An 18924-nucleotide genomic window follows, 5' to 3' on the forward strand; every position below is an offset into this window, starting at 1 on the left:
GAGCGGTCAGCTCGCCTTGCGCAGCGGTACCACTGGTGCCCCCAGGTCGACGATGCGCAGAACCGTCTGGATCCGTGCCTGTTTGCCGTCCTGGAAGGTGATGGTCGTATCGATGTCGATGTCGTCGCGGCCGTCGTAGATCGCGTCGATGATCCGGCCATAGCGCTCGTTGATGACGTTGCGCCGCACCTTGCGGGTGCGGGTCAGTTCGCCGTCATCGGCGTCCAGCTCTTTGTAGAGCAGCAGGAAGCGCCGGATGCGCTGGGCCTCGGGCAGGGTCTCGTTCACCCGCTCCACTTCCTGACGCAGCAGATCATAGACATCCGCCCGCGCCGAAAGGTCGGTATAGGTGGTGAAGGCGATGCCCCGCTGCTCGGCCCATTTGGAGACGACCGAATACCGGATGCACAGGATCGCCGAGATGAATGGTTTCTGGTTGCCCAGTACAACGCATTCGCCGATGAAGCTCGAGAATTTGAGCTTGTTCTCGATGAACTGGGGCGAGAAGCGCACCCGGTTCGCGGTTTCGGCGATGTCCTTGATGCGGTCGATGACGACCAGATGGCCCTTCTTGTCGAAATATCCGGCATCGCCGGAATACATCCAGCCGTCGCGCAGATCTTCGGTCGTCGCCTTCTCATTCCTGTAGTAGCCGGCCATCAGGCCGTCATGACGGGCGACGATCTCGCCCACGCCATTTTCGTCGGGCGCGACAATCTTGATTTCCACGCCCGGGAAGGGCTTGCCGACCGTGTTCATGTCGACATCGTCGGCCAGATGCACGGTATAGGCGCCGGCGGTTTCTGTCTGGCCATAGATCTGACGCAGTGGCACACCCAGCGCCTGAAAGAACTTGAAGGTGTCGGGACCGAGTGCCGCACCGCCCGTCGCTGCCGATTTCAGGTTCGAGAAGCCGAGCCGGTCACGCAGTGCCCGCAGCACCACGAAACTGGCGAGTTTCGACCGGCGGCCCTGCTCCAGCGCCTTCAGCGCCCGCTTCATGCCGAAATCATAGAGCGCATTCTTGAGGGGCGTGCTCTCCATCATCCGGGCGCGAACATCGGCGGCGATCTGCTCCCAGACCCGCGGTGCCAGCAGCACGAAGCTTGGCCCGATCTCGCGCAGATCAGCCATCATCGTCTCGGGTTCTTCGACGAAATTGACCCGGATCCGGCAGATCAGCGGCTGAGCCACGGCGTAGATCTGCTCCATGATCCAGGGCATCGGCAGCACGGAGACGTAGTCATCGGTCGGACCTTTGGGGTCGACCATCAGATAGCGCGCGCAGTGTTCGAGGAAGCGACCGCCCTGCAGCATGGCCATCTTGGGGTTCGACGTCGTGCCGGAGGTGGTGCAGAGGATCGCGACGTCGTCACCCTTGCCGGCAGCCACTTCCCGCGCATAACGGTCGGGGTCGCGGCTGTGCAGTGCCCGGCCGAGCTCATAGACCTCGGCCAGGTCCTTCAGCCGCGGGTCGTCGTATTTGCGCATGCCGCGCGGATCGGCATAGACGATGGTGCGCACCGTCGGGATCTCGTCATCGAGTTCCAGCAGCTTGTCGACCTGCTCTTCATCCTCGCACAGCACCACATGGGCACCGGCATAGTTGAGCAGATAGGCCACCTCGCTCGACATGGCGTCCTGATAGATCGCGAGACTCATGCCGCCCAGGGCATGGATCGCGATCTCGCCATAGAGAGCTTCGGGCCTGTTCTTGGACAGGATCGCCACCACCTCGCCACGGGTGACGCCGAGCGAGATCAGACCGAGCGCCATCTCGCGCACCCGGTCGTTGTAGTCGGACCAGGTGAACTCGTTCCAGATGCCGAATTCCTTCTCCCGCAGGGCCACCTCGGATCCGTGGGTGGCGGCGTTGTGCGCGAGCAGCTTCGGCAGCGTGTCGTGGACCGTGAAATCGGGGAATTGCTGGGACATCACGCCACCGCCTCTTCGTCGTCATCCTCGCCGAGATAGGCCTTCTTGACGTGCTCGTCGTTGAGCACGTCCTCGGCCGAGCCTTCGGCAAGCTTGCGCCCGAAATCGAGCACCATGATCCGGTGCGAAATGTCGGCGACCACCCCCATGTCGTGCTCGATCATGATGATGGTCATGCCCCATTCCTCGGAGAGGTCGATGATGAACCGGGCCATGTCCTCTTTTTCTTCAAGGTTCATGCCCGCCATCGGCTCGTCGAGCAGCAGCAGCTTGGGTCTGAGGGCGATTGCCCGTGCCAGCTCCACCCGCTTGCGCAGGCCATAAGACAGCTGGCCCGCCGTGGCACGGCGGACATGGGCGATCTCGAGGAAATCGATGATGTCTTCCACCGCACGGCGGTGTTCCAGCTCTTCGCGGCGGGCGCCGCCCAGCCAGTAGAGCGAGCCGGTGAGGATATTGTTCTTCAGCAGGTGATGCCGGCCGACCATGATGTTGTCGAGCACGGACATGTGGCCGAAAAGTGCGAGATTCTGAAAGGTCCGGCCGATGCCGAGGGCCGCGCGGTGGTTGGGCGACAGCCCGGTCACGTCGCGGCCTTCGAACAGGATGCGGCCCTCGGTGGGCGTGTAGCGGCCCGACACGCAGTTCAGCATCGAGGTCTTGCCGGCACCGTTCGGCCCGATGATCGAGAACAGCTCGCCGGGCCGGACGTGGAAGCTGACCTCGGTCAGGGCGCGCACGCCGCCGAATCGCAACGATACGTCCTTGACCTCCAGGAGCGGGGTCTGTTCGCCCATGGGCCTCGGGTCTCCCTGTATGGGGCGCGACGGGCAACGGCTCCCGGTGTCCATCCATCGGTTCCGCCCGGTCCTCCCCGGCATCCCTGGATGCCAGACCGGTTGCGGAAGCTGCGGCGGCTGCGCCTCGTTCTTTGTTTTGTCATGCCGTTTTGTCATGACATTACATCATCACGCTGGCCCGGGGGTCAAATCCCAAGTGGCGCGACGAGTGTCTGTTTGCCAAAGTTACGAAAGCAAACCCAGCAATATTTCAATAACACCGTTATCATACTGGGGGATGGGGAGCTGTGGCCTTCGTGGTGCAGTGCGGCATAGTCGATGATCTCACACGCGAACTTGAGCTTGCCTGCCGGTGTCCGCTCCGCCCGGCGTGAGACACGCGGGATGAAGAAGCGGTGCAACGGCCGGAACAAAGGGGGGTGTGATCGCCTCAAGATGCGTCGACGGCAACGGTGGCGCCGCGTTGCGGCGGCGGTCCAGTCCACCCCCGACCATCGTGCAATGCGGCGGTTTTCGTGGACTTTCCGGGCGATCCCTGCTATCACGGCGCGCGAACGCGGCATCGACGCCGCGACGTCCGTTTGCGGTGCACCCGCCCGTGACCCTCGGGGTTCGGGAAAGCCCGCAACAGGATGGCCGCGGCGGACGCCCGTCTGTCCGCCGTCCGACCCGACCCCTCTCCGATGCCGGTACCGGTCCACCGACCGCCGCCCGCCCCGGCCCGAGGTGACGCGGCCGCCGGCGAGGCGGGCCCGTCACCCGTCGCCCGAACGCGATGCCCGTCAGTCGATAAGACAAGGCGACAAGGTCCATCGTGAGGAGAGGTCGTCGTGACAGCGAACCGCCTTGACAGCTTCAGCACCCGTTCGACCCTGACGGTCGACGGTAAGGCGTATGACTATTTCAGCCTGCCCAAGGCGGAGGCCGCCGGCCTCGAGGGTGTTTCGCAGCTCCCCTTCTCGCTCAAGGTGCTGCTTGAAAACCTGCTCCGCTACGAGGACGGCCGCAGCGTCACCGACGCCGACGTCAAGGCTCTCGTCGCCTGGGTGAAGGACCGCAAGAGCGATCACGAGATCGCCTATCGTCCGGCCCGCGTGCTGATGCAGGACTTCACCGGCGTGCCGGCGGTCGTGGACCTCGCCACCATGCGCGCGGCGATGAAGCAGCTCGGCGGCGACGTGAACCGCATCAACCCGCTCTCGCCGGTCGACCTCGTGATCGACCACTCGGTGCAGGTCGACCGCTTCGGCACGTCGACCGCGTTCGAAGAGAACGTCGACCTCGAGATGGAGCGCAATGCCGAGCGGTATTCGTTCCTGCGCTGGGGTCAGGGCGCGTTCAACAACTTCCGCGTCGTTCCTCCGGGAACCGGCATCTGCCACCAGGTGAACCTGGAATATCTGGCGAAGACCGTGTGGACCGCCGAGGAAGACGGCCGCACCGTCGCCTATCCCGATACGCTGGTCGGCACCGACAGCCACACCACCATGGTCAACGGCCTGGCGGTTCTGGGCTGGGGCGTGGGCGGCATCGAGGCCGAGGCCGCGATGCTGGGCCAGCCCGTCAGCATGGTCATCCCCGAGGTGATCGGCTTCAAGCTGACCGGCAAGCTCAAGGAAGGCACCACCGCCACCGACCTCGTGCTGACCGTCACTCAGATGCTGCGCAAGAAGGGCGTGGTCGGCAAGTTCGTCGAGTTCTATGGCGAAGGCCTCGACAACATGGTCCTGACCGACCGTGCGACCATTGCCAACATGGCGCCGGAATATGGCGCGACCTGCGGCTTCTTCCCGATCGACGGCGAGACGCTGAACTATCTGCGCCTGTCGGGCCGTGACGACGAGACCGTGGCGCTGGTCGAGGCCTATGCCAAGGCCCAGGGCATGTGGCGCGAGGCCGGTTCGCCGGATCCGGTGTTCACCGACACCCTCGAACTCGACATGTCGACGGTCGAGCCCTCGCTCGCCGGTCCGAAGCGCCCGCAGGACCGCGTGCCGCTTTCGACCGTGCCGGCCTCGTTCCGCGAGAGCCTGCCGACGCTGACCAAGAACAAGGGCACCGCCGCCGACGCCGTCGCCGAGGTCGCCGGCGCCGATTACAAGCTGACGCACGGCCATGTCGCCATCGCCGCGATCACCAGCTGCACCAACACGTCGAACCCCGACGTCATGCTCGGTGCCGGCCTGGTCGCGAAGAAGGCGGTCGAGCGCGGCCTGACGGTGAAGCCCTGGGTCAAGACCTCACTCGCCCCGGGCTCCAAGGTCGTGACCGAGTATCTGCGCGCCGCCGGCGTGCAGGATGCGCTCGACGCGCTCGGCTTCAACCTGGTCGGCTATGGCTGCACCACCTGCATCGGCAATTCCGGCCCGCTGGCCGAGCCGATCTCGGCGGCCGTCAATGCCAATGATCTGGTCGTGACCTCGGTGCTGTCGGGCAACCGCAACTTCGAAGGCCGCGTGAACCCGGACGTGCGCGCAAACTACCTCGCCAGCCCGATGCTGGTGGTGGTGTATGCGATCGCGGGCTCGGTTCTGGTCGATCTCGACAATGAGCCGCTCGGCCACGACAAGGACGGCACCCCGGTCTATCTGCGCGACATCTGGCCGACCTCGGCCGAGATCCGCGAGACCGTCCGCTCGGTCATCACCTCGCAGATGTTCCGCGGCGAATATGCCGACGTGTTCTCGGGCGACGCCGCCTGGCAGGCCATTCAGGCGCCGGAAGGCGAGACCTACGAGTGGGATGACAAGTCGACCTACGTCAAGATGCCGCCCTATTTCGACGGCATGTCGCCCGTGGCGTCCGACGAGATCGCGCCGATCAACGGTGCCCGCGCGCTCGCCATCCTGGGCGACAGCGTCACCACCGACCACATCTCGCCGGCCGGTAACATCGCAAAGAACAGCCCCGCCGCCCGCTATCTCACCGAGCATGGCGTGGCCCCGGCCGACTTCAACTCGTACGGTGCCCGTCGCGGCAACCACGAGGTGATGATGCGCGGCACCTTCGCGAATGTCCGCATCCGCAACGAGATGGTCCCGGGCGTCGAGGGCGGCTACACCCGCCATATCCCGACCGGCGAACAGCTCAGCATTTATGATGCGGCCATGCGCTACATCGATGCCGGCACCCCGCTGGTCGTGGTCGCCGGCAAGGAATACGGCACCGGTTCGTCGCGCGACTGGGCGGCGAAGGGCACCATGCTGCTGGGCGTGAAAGGCGTCATCGCCGAGAGCTTCGAGCGCATCCACCGCTCGAATCTGGTCGGCATGGGCATCCTGCCGCTGGTCTTCGGTGAGGGCTGGGACCGGGCGAAGCTCGGCCTCGACGGCACCGAGACCTTCGACATCGTCGGCCTCGGCAACGATCTGAAGCCGCGCCAGGCGCTGACCCTCAAGGTCACCCGCGCCAATGGCGAGGTGGTCGAGGCGCCGCTGGTCTGCCGCATCGATACCCTCGACGAGCTCGAGTACTACAAGAACGGTGGCATCCTGCACTACGTGCTGCGCCGCATCGCGAGCGGCCAGGCCTGATCCGGCCTCAGCGCGCAGCTCCTCACACGCCCCGGCGCTTCTGGCGCCGGGGCGTGTGTCGTTTCAGCGATAATTCCCGCCCCTGGCGGGCCGCGGGTGGCATGGTCGGGCGCCGCGTGGTTTACTGACCCTGTGTCATCTCACCGGATCTCCGCGCTTCACCGGCGCGCCGGTGCCGCCCTTTTCCGCCAGACAGGACGGCCGGAGGTTCACGGCCGGAATTTTCATCCGATGAGCACGGTTCTCGCCTCAGTCGCCGCGGTGCTGCTCAGCATCGCCATCGCCCAGCTGGGCAACGGCATGCTCTCTTCGCTGGTGGGCCTCCGGCTTGCCGTCGAAGGGGTCAGCACGATCGCCATCGGCCTGGTCGGTGCAGCCCATTTCGTGGGCTGGATCATCGGTGCCGCCACGGCCCAGCGGGTGATCGTGCGGGTCGGGCATATCCGGGCCTTTTCGGCCTTTGCGGCGATCGGCTCGGTGGCGATCCTGTCGCTCGGCTTCTTTCTGGATCTGGTCGGCTGGGCACTGCTGCGTGTCGTTACCGGCTATTGCATGGCAGCGCTGTTCATGACCGCGGAAAGCTGGCTCAACTCGGCCAGCACCAACCAGACCCGCGGCAAGGTGCTCTCGGCCTATATCATCTCGCTCAACCTGGCACTCGCCGGCGGTCAGTTCCTGCTGACGCTGGAAGACGTGCGGATGCCGCTGCTCTATGCGCTCGCCGCCATGGCGCTGTCGCTGGCGCTGGTGCCGTTGGCCCTGACCCGCAGCCTGACGCCCGAGATCCATGCGGCGCCCCGGCTGGGGCTTCTCTCGCTCTGGCGGGTCTCTCCCCTCGGCCTTGCCGCGGTGGTGTCCAGCGGGCTGATCATCGGCAGTATCCAGGGTGGTATGGGGGCCGTGTTCGCGCGCGGCATCGGTCTGGACACGGCCGGCGTCTCGGCTTTCGTCGCCACGGTCTTTCTGGGCGGGCTTTTCCTGCAATGGCCGGTGGGCTGGCTGTCGGACCGCATCGATCGTCGCCGGGTTCTGGCCGGGGCGGCGATCATGGTGACCATCGGCAGCCTGGTGGTGATGGCCGGTGCCGGGGGCATGCCGCAGGCTGAAACGCCTGCTGACGGTGTGCTGGCAGGGTCGGGACTCCTTGCCGGCATCATTCCGGAAGGCACGGCGATCTGGCTGCTGTTCATCGGTGCGGTGATCGTTGGTGGTGCCGGTTATGCGCTCTATCCCGTTGCCACCGCCCATGTGAACGACCTGGTCGAGCCGGGTCGGATGATTGCCGCCGCCGGCGGGCTGGTGCTGGGCGGCGGGCTCGGCTCGGCGATCGGCCCGATTATGGCCTCGGGTATCATGAGCCTTGTCGGCCCCTCGGGCCTCTTCGCCTGGGCAGTGCTGGCCGGAGCGGGGTTGGCGGCCTTCGCCCTCTATCGTGCCCGAATCCGGCCGCAGGTGCCCGCCAGTGCCAAGACGCCGGCCGTGGTCTCGCCCCGCACTACCCCGGCGGTCACGGTGATGGCGACAGACATCTCGGGCGCCGAGTCGCCGCTTGAAAGCGACGAGGCGATGATGGCTGCCGCAACGGCAGAATCTGCCGTCGAGCCCGTCGTCGTTCCCGAAGCGGTGGTCCTGCGGAACGGCGATGTTCCCAGGGAAACGACCGACAGGTTTGCCGAATCGGCCCGCAAGGCGATTTCCGACGAGGAAGGAGGGGGCCCCGACAACGAAAAAAGGGCCACCGACGGATCGGCGGCCCCGGATCGGGATGGTGCGGATGCCTCCGCGCCGAAGGATGATCAGGCCCGGTAAGCCCGGGTCATCAGCTGGGCCAGCCTGCGGGCAAAGGCGGCGGGATCGGCTGGTGCCTCGCCTTCGGCCAGCCGCGCCTGATCGAGCAACAGCTCGGCCGGCTCGGCAAGAGCGGCGGCGCGGGCGGCCGCATCCTCGCCGGCCTCGGCCGCCAGACCCTTCAGGGCCTTCAGCAGGGCATGGTCGGGGTTGATCTCAAGGATCGGCGCCCGCACCGGGCCACCGCGTCCCGAACGCGCCAGCAGACGCTCCAGCGCCGGATCCGGCCCGTCGCTGCCGGCGGCCAGGCAGGCCGGGCTGTCGACCAGCCGGGCCGAGGGCCGCACCGCCCGCACCCGGTCACCCAGCGCCCGCCCGATCAGATCGGCGAGAGCGGCACCGTCGATGCCGGCCTCACCTTCGGCGGCCTCGTCCTTGGTCTCGGGCGCCGCCTTGCCGTCTGCATCCACCTTGGGGAAGGCCGCGAGTTCGTCGTCGGCGACGCGGCCCACGGCGCGGATCGGCTTGCCGTCGAAATCGGGCGCGATCATGGTCCAGAAGCCGTCGATCGGGTCGCCGAGCAGCAGCACCTCCAGCCCGCGGGCCTTGAAGCCTTCAAGCTGCGGGCTGACCCGCGCCGCATCGACACTGTCGCCCACCATCACATAGATCGCCTTCTGCTCGGGCTTCATGCGGGCGACATAGTCGGCGAGGCTGGTCCAGCCGTCGACGGCGGTCGACCGGAAGCGGGCAAGGCCCAGCAGCCGATTCCGGTTCTCGAAGTCCTCGTACAGGCCTTCCTTCACCACGGCGCCGAAGGCGTCCCAGAACCTCGCATAGGCCTCGGCATCGGACTTCGCCCGCGACTCGAGTTCGCCCAGCACGCGCTTCACCAGACCCTGACGGATCTTGGTCAGCAGCGGTGTGTTCTGCAGCATCTCGCGGCTGACGTTCAGCGGCAGGTCGGCGCTGTCGACCACCCCGCGCAGGAAGCGCAGCCAGCCGGGCAGCAGGGCCTCGCAATCGTCGGTGATGAACATCCGCCGGACATGCAGCCGCAGACGCGGCTTGCGCTCCGGCTCGTAGAGATCGGCCGGCCGCTCGCTCGGGATGAACAGCAGGTTGGTGTATTCGATTGTGCCTTCGTTGCGGTTGTGGATCACCGCCCAGGGTTCATCGAAGGCATGGGAAATGTCGCGATAGAAGGCGGTATAGGTCTCGGGCTCGATCTCCGCCTTGGGCCGGGTCCACAGCGCCTGGGCGGCGTTGATGGTCTCGATACCCTCGTCTTCCTTGCCGCCCTCAGCCCTGCGCGGGTCCAGCCGGATCGGCAGGGCGAGATGGTCGGACCAGCGCTTGACCACCGCTTTCAGCCGCCAGGGATCGAGGAACTCGGACGCATCCTCCTTGAGGTGCAGGATGACGTCGGTGCCGACGGTATCGCGGGCGATGGCCTCGATCCGGTAGCCGCCGCGGCCATCCGACGTCCAGCGCCAGCCCTGCGCCTCACCCAGCCTGCGGGTCTCCACCACCACCTCGTCGGCGACCATGAAGGCCGAATAGAAGCCGACGCCGAACTGGCCGATCAGGCTGCCGTCCTTCGCCGCGTCGCCCGAGAGCTTCTTTGCGAATTCAGCCGTGCCAGAACGGGCGATGGTGCCCAGATTGGCGATCAGCTCGTCGCGGTTCATGCCGACGCCGGTGTCCGAGACGGTGAGGGTCCGGGCGCCGGCATCCGGCACCAGGGTCACCGCAGCATCACCGGCCCCTTCCGCCAGAGCCTCGTCGGTCTGCGCCAGGAATCGGCGCTTGTCGCAGGCATCTGCGGCATTGGCGATCAGCTCGCGCAGGAAGACTTCGCGCTCGCTGTAGAGGGCATGGGCGACGATGTCGAGGATGCGGCCGACATCGGCATCGAACACGCGGGTCTCTTCAGTGTCGAGGGCTTCAGCCATGGGATCAGGTCCGTTCGGCAGGGCAATGATGAAAGGGTGAAGGCCGGCCGGTATGCGCGGCCGGCCATGAGCGGTCAGGCATGCACGGGTGGCGCGAAAGCCTGCCCGATATATGTGCGGTCTGTCACGGATCAAGGGCGTGGCCACACCCTCCCGGTCATGGAACGGCTTGCGTCATCCCGCTGTCTTCATTCCGTCGCAGATCCGCACTTGAACCGGAAGCGCAGCCGTACGATTCTTTTCCTATGACGATTGCGCCCGAAGGGTCGGCACGGCTGCGCGCGGTGCTGGGCCCCACCAATACGGGGAAGACCCATCTTGCCGTGGAGCGGATGCTGGCGCATCGCACGGGCATGATGGGTTTCCCCCTGCGCCTTCTGGCCCGCGAGGTCTATGACCGGGTGGCTCGGGCAAAAGGGGCTGACAAGGTCGCGCTGATCACCGGCGAGGAAAAGATCGTGCCTCCGGAGGCGCGCTATTTCCTGTGCACGGTGGAGAGCATGCCGCTGGATCTGGGCGTGGAATTCCTCTGCGTCGACGAGATCCAGCTCGCGGCCGACCCGGATCGTGGCCATATTTTCACCGACCGTCTGCTCCATGCCCGCGGCTTCGCCGAGACCATGTTTCTGGGGGCGGAGACGATCGCGCCGCTGATGCGCCGTCTGCTGCCAGGCATCGAGATCGACAGCCGGCCGCGCATGTCGAAACTGGTCTATACCGGCGCCAAGAGTCTGACCCGCCTGCCACCACGGACCGCAATTGTCGCCTTCTCGGCTGCCGACGTCTATGCCATCGCCGAGATCATGCGCCGTCAGCGGGGCGGTGCGGCGGTGGTGATGGGCGCGCTGAGCCCCCGCACTCGCAATGCCCAGGTCGAGATGTACCAGGAGGGCGAGGTCGATTTCCTGGTGGCGACCGATGCGATCGGCATGGGGCTCAATCTGGATGTCGACCATGTCTGTTTTGCGGCCACCCGCAAATTCGACGGCCGCGACCTCCGGCCGCTGACGGCGCAGGAACTGGCCCAGATCGCCGGCCGGGCCGGCCGCCATCTGCGCAATGGCAGCTTCGGCACCACCGCCGAGATCGGCGGGCTGTCGCCCGATCTGGTCGAGGCGATCGAGGATCACGATTTTCAGCCGCTGCGCCGGCTGTTCTGGCGGTCGCGTGAGCTTGATTTCCGCAGTGTCGATGCCCTGCTGCGCAGTCTGGAGGTCCAGCCGCATCTGGATGCGCTGGCCCCCGCCCCGCCGGCGGAAGATCATCTGGCGCTTGCCCATATGGCGCGCCAGCCGGAGCTGATGGCCCGTGCCTGCGGCTATGAGGCCGTCAAGCTGCTCTGGGAGGTCTGTCGCGTCCCGGATTTTCATGCGGCGGTAGGGGCAGCCCATGTCGGCCTGCTGCGCCGGCTGTTCCTCCATCTGACCCAACCCGAGCGGGAGGGGCGGCTGCCTGGGGCCTGGGTTGGCGAGAATCTGGCCCGGCTCGATCGGGTCGATGGCGATCTCGACCGGTTGACCGAGCGGCTGGCACGGATCCGCACCTGGAGCTATGTCGCCAACCGCCCCGGCTGGCTGGCGGATCCGGGTGAATTCCAGCTGCAGGCCCGGCGGATCGAGGACCGGCTGTCGGATGCGCTCCATGATCGGTTGACCCAGCGCTTCGTCGATCGCGACATGGCCCGTGCCAGCCGCCAGGCCGAAGCCTGGCGGGCGGTGGAGCCGGTGGTTGCCCATGACGGCGCGGTGGAGCTCGACGGCCGCGAGGTGGGCCGGCTCGACGGTTTCGATTTCCGGCCGACGGGAGAGGCGGCGGGGCTGCTTGAGATCCGCCCCGTGCGGGACCGGGTGCGCAAGGCCATCCGGCGCTTCCTGGAGGCGCGCTTCGCCCGGCTGGCGGCCCGCGATGATCTGAGCCCGGTGGTGGCGCTGGTCGAAGAGCCGGAGGACGCCCCTGTCGTCACCGTGGAAGGTGCGGTGCTCGGCAGACTGGGCGCTGAGCCCGATGGTCGGCCGAAGTTGGTGTTGCCCCATCGCGACCATCTTCCGACGGAGGCCACGGCCGATCTGGTCCGCCGGGTTGAGACGGTCCTGGCCGCCCGTGCCGCCGAGGCCGACGAGCCACTGATGCGGCTGGAGACGGCGGCCCTCAAGGGCGCGGCGCGCGGCATCGCCTTCCGGCTGGTCGAAGGCGGCGGCGTCGCGCCGGCGGAGGCGGCAGCCGATCTGGTTGCCGGTCTCGACGCCGACCAGCGCCAGCGCCTTGCCCGGTTCGGCGTCCGGCTCGGCCGGCGCTGGCTGTATCTCAAGCCGCTGTTCGAACCGGCGCGGATCCGGATGCGGCGGCCGTTTCTGGCGGCGCGATACGGCAGCCCTCTGCCCGAGGCGGCCGATGGGGTGCGAACCTCGCTTTCTCTGCCCGACGCAACAGGCGCCGTCCGCGCTCTGGCCGGGGCGGGATATCTTGCAGCCGGCCCACGGGCGGTGCGGGTCGATATGATCGAGCGGCTGGATGCCGGCATCCGGGCCGGCCTGCGTGACGCGCGTGACGGGTTTCCGGTCGAGCCCGGCCTTCTGGCACCGCTCGGCTGCCCTCAGGCAGAAGCGCCTGCCCTGCTGGCCGCTCTGGGCCATCAGGTCCGGCTGGCCGAGGATGGACGGATGACGGTACTGCCGGCACGTGGCGAGCGCGCGCGCAAGCCGCATCGCAGCCGCAAGCCGGCCCGGCCTGCCGCGGCCCCGGCTCCAGCTGTCGACCCCGGCAATCCCTTCGCCAAGCTCGGTGCCCTGGTTCAGGGTGCCGGATCTCCGGCCGCATCCGCGCGGGAGCGCGGCGGGCGGCCATCGTCTCAAGGCTCCGCACGTATCCGCAGAGGTGCCAGCCGATGACCCAGAGGCCTGCCACGGACCAGACCGACCATCCCCACCGCAACCGCCTTTCCGACAAGGGTACCGTTGGCCTTGCCACGGCCCTGCCAACCGATGACGCTGCCGATACGACATGTGTCGAAGCCGGGGGCGTCGAAGCCGGCCGCCAGCGCCTGGACAAATGGCTCTGGTGCGCGCGCTTCTACAAGTCACGCACTCAGGCGGCCCGGCTTTGTGCCGACGGGCTGATCCGGCTCAACCGGATGCCGGTCACCAAGGCGGCCCAGATGGTGAAACCGGGGGACATCCTGACCTTCTCTTGGGGCAACCGGATCCGGGTGGTGCAGGTGGCGCGGCTGGCAGAGCGGCGGGGGCCTGCGGACGAGGCGAGGGGGCTGTATACGGATCTGCGGCCGGTGGCGCCGTCGGCGCCGATGCTTGCCGAAGCTGCGGGCGTACCGGCCTGAAAGGCCATACGGTCGACACGCAATCCGACGGTGATCCGGCATGCGACCACATTCGCTGTTGCGGATCGGCCGGAAAAATGCTTCCACAAAGGACTTTTCCGGCGCTGCGGATTGAGTATGGTTGCGTCAGAAGACAGGACCGCACTGCGATAACGCAAGTGCCGGTTGTAAAATGATGCGCCGTCCGACGACTGCCGCTCCGCATGCCGTCCTACGCCGCCGAACGTGTTCCGAGGAGAGCAGCAATCATGGCCTACGTGGTCGTCGACAACTGCATCAAGTGCAAGTATCAGGACTGCGTCGAGGTGTGCCCCGTGGATTGTTTCTACGAGGGCGAGAACATGCTGGTGATCCATCCCGACGAGTGCATCGATTGCGGTGTCTGCGAGCCGGAATGCCCCGCTGAGGCGATCAAGCCCGACAGTGACGATGGTCTGGAGCAGTGGGCCGAGCTGAATCGCAAGTATGCCGAGCTTTGGCCGAACATCAGCCGCAAGGGGGATGCTCCGGCTGATGCCGATGAATGGAACGGCGTTCCCGACAAGCTTGCAAATCACTTCAGCGACAAGCCCGGCCAGCAGGGCTGACATCGCAAGTTCTTCCCGGCGCGCGGACACCTTCACCCGTTCAGCCCCGGCCATGCGGATCAGGCCCCGCGCACATGCGCTCGACGCATGTGCGCGGGGCTTTATCTCGTAAGCCCGTCATGTTATCTTCATTTTTGCACCAGGATGACGAGTCCGAGACCCTTGGCGGGTCTCCAGAGCCCGATTGAGGATGGTTCCCTTCAGCGGAGCCGGCAATCGGGCCCCGATCGTCATCGGCAAAATGAGTCCCGCGGCCCGGAGCGCGAGCCCCCGGCCGTCTCGTCCTCCCGAAGCGGCATCGCCGCGTTGCAGCATGCCCGGGCGCTTACAAGGTTGTGAGCGCCAGGGGTGGTTTTTCCGCCGACCCTGCCGGGCCGCCTCTGGATGGCTGCGGCGGGAGAGGCTTGCACGGCGGCCCCTGCGGGAGCGGTTCGTCAGAACGGAAGCGGAGCCATGGCGAAGAAGAGGTTCGGTACCGGCGACATGGTCGTCTATCCGGCGCACGGCGTCGGCAAGATCGAAGCGGTTGAGGCACAGGAGATCGCGGGCATGCCGCTCGAACTCTATGTGATCCGCTTCGACGACGATCGGATGACGCTGAAGGTGCCGGTGATCAAGGCTGAGAAGGCCGGCATGCGGGCGCTCTCGACGATGGTCGAGATGACCACTGCCCTCGACACGCTGAAGGGCCGGGCACGCGTCCGCCGCGCGATGTGGAGCCGCCGCGCTCAGGAATACGAGGCCAAGATCAATTCGGGCGACCCGACCTCGATCGCGGAAGTGGTCCGCGATCTGCATCGCACCGGCGATCAGGCCGAACAGTCCTACAGCGAGCGTCAGATGTATCAGCTGGCGCTCGACCGGCTGGCACGCGAATACGCGGCCGTTGAGCAGCTGGACCTGAAGACTGCGGCGATCAAGCTTGAGACGTTGCTCGACGCTGCTGCCTGACGGTCGTCAGTTCTACGGCGATCTTGTTCTGAACCGCCCGGCCTTGATGGCCGGGCGGTTTTTTTGTGCCGCTCTCCCGGCTGTCGAAAAAAAACGACCGGCCTGCATCCAAATCGCTTCCGGCCGTGTTTTTCCTGCAGGGGAGGTGATCCGTCGCCTGCCTGACCGCGTAGATCCAGGGCAACAAGGCAAAAGCTCGGCGCAAGGACGACGGGAGACGGCCATGGCGTACCTCGACACACAGGACTCGCAGACCGCCGACCGGCGGTATATCCGCCAGTCGATGCGTGCTCCCCTGCTTGAACGCGAGGAAGAGCTGGCCCTGGCCCGCGCCTGGCGCGAGACGGGCGACGAAGCCGCCCTGCACCGTCTGGTCAGTGCCTATGCCCGCCTTGTGGTCTCCCTCGCGGCCCGCTTCCGGAACTACGCACTGCCCATGGGCGATCTGGTTCAGGAAGGCAATGTCGGGCTGATGATGGCCGCAAGCCGGTTCGATCCCGATCGCAATGTCCGCTTCTCGACCTACGCCATGTGGTGGATCCGCGCCGCGATCCAGGACTTCATTCTCCGCAACCACTCGATCGTCCGCACCGGCACCACCGCAGGCGACAAGTCGTTGTTCTTCAATCTGCGCCGGCTGCGGGCGCGGCTGGGCGAAGGCACCAACGGCCCGATCAGCCATGAAGGCCGGCTGAAGATCGCCCTGGAGCTGGGGGTCGATGTTGCCGCCGTCGAGGCCATGGAGGGCCGGCTTTCGGCCGCTGATCAGTCGCTCGATGCAGGTGTCGACAGCGAGGGTGGCGGCGACAGCTGGGTCGATTTTCTGGCCGATGATCGCCCTGGCCCCGAGGAAGTGGTGGTCGAACTGCGCGATGCAGGCACCCGCTCCCGCTGGCTGCGCCGGGCCTTGCGCGAGCTGAACGACCGCGAACGGGTCATCATTCATGAACGCCGCCTGCGCGAAGACGCCGTCACATTGCAGGAACTGGGCGAGGAACTTGGCATCAGCAAGGAGCGCGTCCGCCAGATCGAGCAGCGCGCCATCGAGAAACTCCGCTCGTCGATCACCCGCCAGATGCGCGAGGCAGGCGAGCGTCACCGGATCGAGGCAGCGGCCGGCTGACCGGCCCGTCTCTCATCAGGTTCGCGAAGATCCGCCCGTGCAGCCAGTCTGCTGATCTTCGTGGACACTCTGTCGCATGGCGAACGTCACTTTGCCCCGGCTTCGGCCGGGGTTTTTTTGAGGCGACAGCAGAAATGGTACGCGGTTGTACTCTACGGGGCAGATACATCCCAATGGCGTCTAAAACCCGATTGGAGGTGTTGATGAAGGCGTCGACCAGGCGGCGATGATAGTCTTCAGGCAAGACGACGCGACTTCGACATCCTGGTTGATGGAGACGAACAATGCACGTCGAGCCTGCCGAAATCCCCTCCGTGCCCGAGGGCTTCGTGCTTCACGACCGCCGCAGCCCGGTCACCGACCCCTGGCGGCCGATCTGGGCGAAGCGGAGCGATACGGCATTTCATCTGGGGCTGCACCTGGCCGAGGCGCACACCAATTCGCGTGGCCTTGCCCATGGTGGGTTGATCTCGGCGCTTGCCGACAATGCCATGGGGCTGACCTGCTGGCTGCATCGGCCGGAATCCGGCGGGCTGGTGACGGTCAACCTCTCAGTCGACTTCATGGGGGCCGGGCGCATCGGCCAGTGGCTGGAGATCCGGCCCGAGATGATCCGGACCGGCCAGACGCTGGCTTTCGCCCGGGCGCTCATTCTGGCCGATGAAGCGGTCATCGCCCAGGCCGCGGCCACTTTCCACGTGGCGCCGCCACGCAGCTGAGCCCGGAGACATCACCATGTCCGAGACCATCGATACAGGCGCGCGCTTGCGGGCCTTCGTCCTCTCCATGCCGGCAGCCCGGCTGCTCGGCTTCGACTTTCTGGAGATTGCCCCGGGCCATGTGGTGCTCGACCTGCCCTTCCGGCCGGAACTGGGCGAGCATCAGGGGCTGTTCCAGGGCGGCATCCTGGGGGCACTGATCGATTTCGCCGGCGCCTCGGCGAACGCCACTCTGCTCGGCCCCTCCGACGCCCTGATGACACTGGATTACACGGTCAAGCTGCTGCGTCCCGCAAGAGCGGCCGGTCTGCGAGCCACCGGCCGGGTGATCGACGCCGGCGGCCGGATCGGTGTCGCCGCGGCGGAGCTGTTCCTCCGCGATGCCGACGGGCGGATGGACGAGTCCGGCCCGGTCGCGACCGGTCTTGTCTCCACCCGACGGGTGGATCTCAGACCCGCGTCCTGACTTTGCCAGGCTGCTACTGGACGACCAGCCGCACCCTGGTGCCGGGCGCCGGGGTCTCGCCGGGCTTCAAACCGTTGAGCAGGCGGAACAGGCCTTCGGGATCCTCGTTCAATGCCATGTGTTTCACCAGGCTTTCCACCGTATCGCCACTCTTCACCGTGGCGATATCAAGGCGCAGCGGCTTCACCGCCTTGGCCTCCGCCTCAGTCAATCTGCGGAAACTGTAGGTAAAGCGGCGCAGATCCTCCTGCACCTTCGGCAGCACGTCGACCGGCGTGATCAACTGCACCCGATACACCGTATCGGCATCGGCGCGCATGATGATCGGCCTGATCTCCAGCGTCGTGCCGCTGCGGTCCCGCACCCGGGCGACGCCGGTGGCGCCGTCCATACCGTTGATCGTCACGCGTTCGACGTTCTGGAGGCGCGGCTGGCCTTCGGCGGCGCTGCGGCTCAGCACCTCAGTGAGCGCCATGTTGCGCGGCGCGCGGGCCATGTCGAAGACGAAGCGGGCCCCACCGGGGCCGTAGCCGGTGATGTTCTCATCGCTGTTGATGATGGCGTAAGAGGGCGGGGCCTCGAAAGCGAAGCGCAGCTCGGGATGCTTGAAACTGCGGCCGTTGATCACGCCCTGCGCACGCGACGAGCCATAGACCATACCGTCGATGGCCTCCAGCTGAGGGTCCACCGGCCGCACGCCCGTGGCGCCACCTGCCAGCTGGACGGCGCGGGCCACCCGGTCGGGCGTCCGCGGGTGTGATGCCATCAGGTTGAACTGCTCGGCCGGATTGTCCTGACCGCGCAGCTTCGCTTCATATCCGGAATAGTCGTTCAGTCGCTGCAGGAAGCTCGCCATTGCGCCGGGATCGTAGCCCGCGGCCTGAAGATAGCGGGTGCCCCGCTCATCGGCCTCGAATTCCTGGTCGCGGCTGTAGGACTGCAGATAAACCTGCGCGCCCATATTGGCGATGTTGGTAACTGTGCTGCTGCCCAGAACCGCACCCAGCAGCCCGGCGCCGACCTGGGCGATCATCCCGGTGCTCATGCGCTGTGCCGAATGGCGTGCGGTCACGTGACCGATCTCATGAGCCATCACGCCGGCAAGTTCCGCCTCGTCGCGGGCGAGCGCGATCAGGCCGCGGGTGACGTGGACATAGCCGCCGGGCAGGGCAAAGGCGTTCACGATCGGGCTGTCGATGATGGTGAACGTGAAGGGCTGATCCTTCATTTCGGTCACCGCCATCAGACGGAAGCCGATATCCTCGACATAGCGCTGAAGCTTTTCGTCTTTGTATTCGCCGCCGAAGGCCTTCACCAGCTTGGGGTGTTCCTCGGCACCCATGCGGGAGGCCTGCTCGTCGCCGATCAGATTGAAGCCCTGGCTGCTGGCCGGGCCGCCGGCACAGCCGGCGGCCATCACGCCGATGACCGCGGCGCCGATCAGCCGGCGCAGGCCATGCATCCGACGGGACCGGCGGACGGGGTGCGGATCGCTGTCGGATGCCGGGGCGATCACGGGTGCTGCGGGCATGGGGCTCGGCCTCGTGAAGTATCTGGGGCTGTTGAAAGACAAGGACCGGATCAAAGATGGCGGTTGAGGTCGGATGAGGCAACCCGTGCAGGCGTGACAAGGCTGCGACACGACACGGTGCCGATCCTTCCGGTGTCACGGCCGCGCTTGCGTGCGCTGCGACGGATCGGCCACACTTCGGGTGGCGGCGGATCCTGGCCGG

The 18924-nt window shown here is 66.6% G+C and carries 13 protein-coding genes; 9 read left to right on the plus strand and 4 right to left on the minus strand.

What is annotated here, in order from left to right; genetic code table 11:
- Nucleotides 1-6 precede the first annotated feature (6 nt).
- Together P7L68_RS06090 and P7L68_RS06095 are read right to left on the minus strand one after the other, a co-directional pair.
- A complete protein-coding gene (locus P7L68_RS06090; RefSeq protein ID WP_372003493.1) occupies nucleotides 7-1935 on the minus strand; it encodes a long-chain fatty acid--CoA ligase in 1929 nt (642 codons plus the stop codon).
- Nucleotides 1935-2732, minus strand: a complete 798-nt coding sequence (locus P7L68_RS06095; RefSeq protein ID WP_372003495.1) for an ABC transporter ATP-binding protein — start codon at nucleotides 2730-2732, stop codon at nucleotides 1935-1937. Before P7L68_RS06095 ends, P7L68_RS06090 begins: the two co-directional genes overlap by 1 nt.
- An 833-nt stretch (nucleotides 2733-3565) precedes the next feature.
- On the opposite strand from P7L68_RS06095, the gene acnA reads away from it, so the two are divergent.
- Nucleotides 3566-6268, plus strand: coding sequence for an aconitate hydratase AcnA (gene acnA, locus P7L68_RS06100; RefSeq protein WP_372003497.1), 2703 nt, complete (start codon nucleotides 3566-3568; stop codon nucleotides 6266-6268).
- 231 nt (nucleotides 6269-6499) lie between these two features.
- Nucleotides 6500-8077 (plus strand): MFS transporter, encoded by a 1578-nt coding sequence (locus P7L68_RS06105; protein WP_372003499.1) that lies wholly within the window; start codon nucleotides 6500-6502, stop codon nucleotides 8075-8077.
- On the opposite strand, the gene htpG is transcribed toward P7L68_RS06105, so the two are convergent.
- On the minus strand, nucleotides 8065-10011 hold the full coding sequence (gene htpG, locus P7L68_RS06110; RefSeq protein ID WP_372003501.1) for a molecular chaperone HtpG: 1947 nt from the start codon (nucleotides 10009-10011) through the stop codon (nucleotides 8065-8067). The genes P7L68_RS06105 and htpG overlap by 13 nt on opposite strands.
- Before the next feature lie 245 nt (nucleotides 10012-10256).
- Here htpG and P7L68_RS06115 point away from each other — a divergent pair, with 245 nt between their 5' ends.
- The 7 genes from P7L68_RS06115 to P7L68_RS06145 all read left to right on the plus strand — a co-directional run bounded on the left by P7L68_RS06115 (nucleotide 10257) and on the right by P7L68_RS06145 (nucleotide 17191).
- Nucleotides 10257-12899 (plus strand): helicase-related protein, encoded by a 2643-nt coding sequence (locus P7L68_RS06115; RefSeq protein ID WP_372003503.1) that lies wholly within the window; start codon nucleotides 10257-10259, stop codon nucleotides 12897-12899.
- The gene (locus P7L68_RS06120) at nucleotides 12896-13345 is read left to right on the plus strand and encodes an RNA-binding S4 domain-containing protein (RefSeq protein WP_372003504.1); all 450 of its coding nucleotides are present in this window, start codon (nucleotides 12896-12898) and stop codon (nucleotides 13343-13345) included. The genes P7L68_RS06115 and P7L68_RS06120 overlap by 4 nt, the downstream gene beginning before the upstream one ends.
- A 248-nt stretch (nucleotides 13346-13593) precedes the next feature.
- Nucleotides 13594-13932: a ferredoxin FdxA gene (gene fdxA / locus P7L68_RS06125; protein ID WP_014746570.1), complete on the plus strand. Its 339-nt coding sequence runs from the start codon at nucleotides 13594-13596 to the stop codon at nucleotides 13930-13932.
- Nucleotides 13933-14385: 453 nt separating this feature from the next.
- A complete protein-coding gene (locus P7L68_RS06130; RefSeq protein WP_014746569.1) occupies nucleotides 14386-14883 on the plus strand; it encodes a CarD family transcriptional regulator in 498 nt (165 codons plus the stop codon).
- A gap of 223 nt (nucleotides 14884-15106) precedes the next feature.
- Nucleotides 15107-16006, plus strand: a complete 900-nt coding sequence (locus tag P7L68_RS06135; protein ID WP_372003507.1) for an RNA polymerase factor sigma-32 — start codon at nucleotides 15107-15109, stop codon at nucleotides 16004-16006.
- A 284-nt stretch (nucleotides 16007-16290) separates the two neighbouring features.
- Complete coding sequence (locus P7L68_RS06140) at nucleotides 16291-16725, plus strand: PaaI family thioesterase (protein ID WP_372003509.1); 435 nt, start codon at nucleotides 16291-16293, stop codon at nucleotides 16723-16725.
- A 16-nt stretch (nucleotides 16726-16741) separates the two neighbouring features.
- On the plus strand, nucleotides 16742-17191 hold the full coding sequence (locus tag P7L68_RS06145) for a PaaI family thioesterase (protein ID WP_372003511.1): 450 nt from the start codon (nucleotides 16742-16744) through the stop codon (nucleotides 17189-17191).
- 13 nt (nucleotides 17192-17204) lie between these two features.
- On the opposite strand, the gene P7L68_RS06150 is transcribed toward P7L68_RS06145, so the two are convergent.
- Nucleotides 17205-18722, minus strand: a complete 1518-nt coding sequence (locus P7L68_RS06150; protein ID WP_372003513.1) for a M48 family metalloprotease — start codon at nucleotides 18720-18722, stop codon at nucleotides 17205-17207.
- Between the last annotated feature and the right edge of the window lie 202 nt (nucleotides 18723-18924).

The sequence above is a fragment of the Tistrella mobilis genome, from assembly GCF_041468085.1.
GTDB lineage: Bacteria > Pseudomonadota > Alphaproteobacteria > Tistrellales > Tistrellaceae > Tistrella > Tistrella mobilis_A.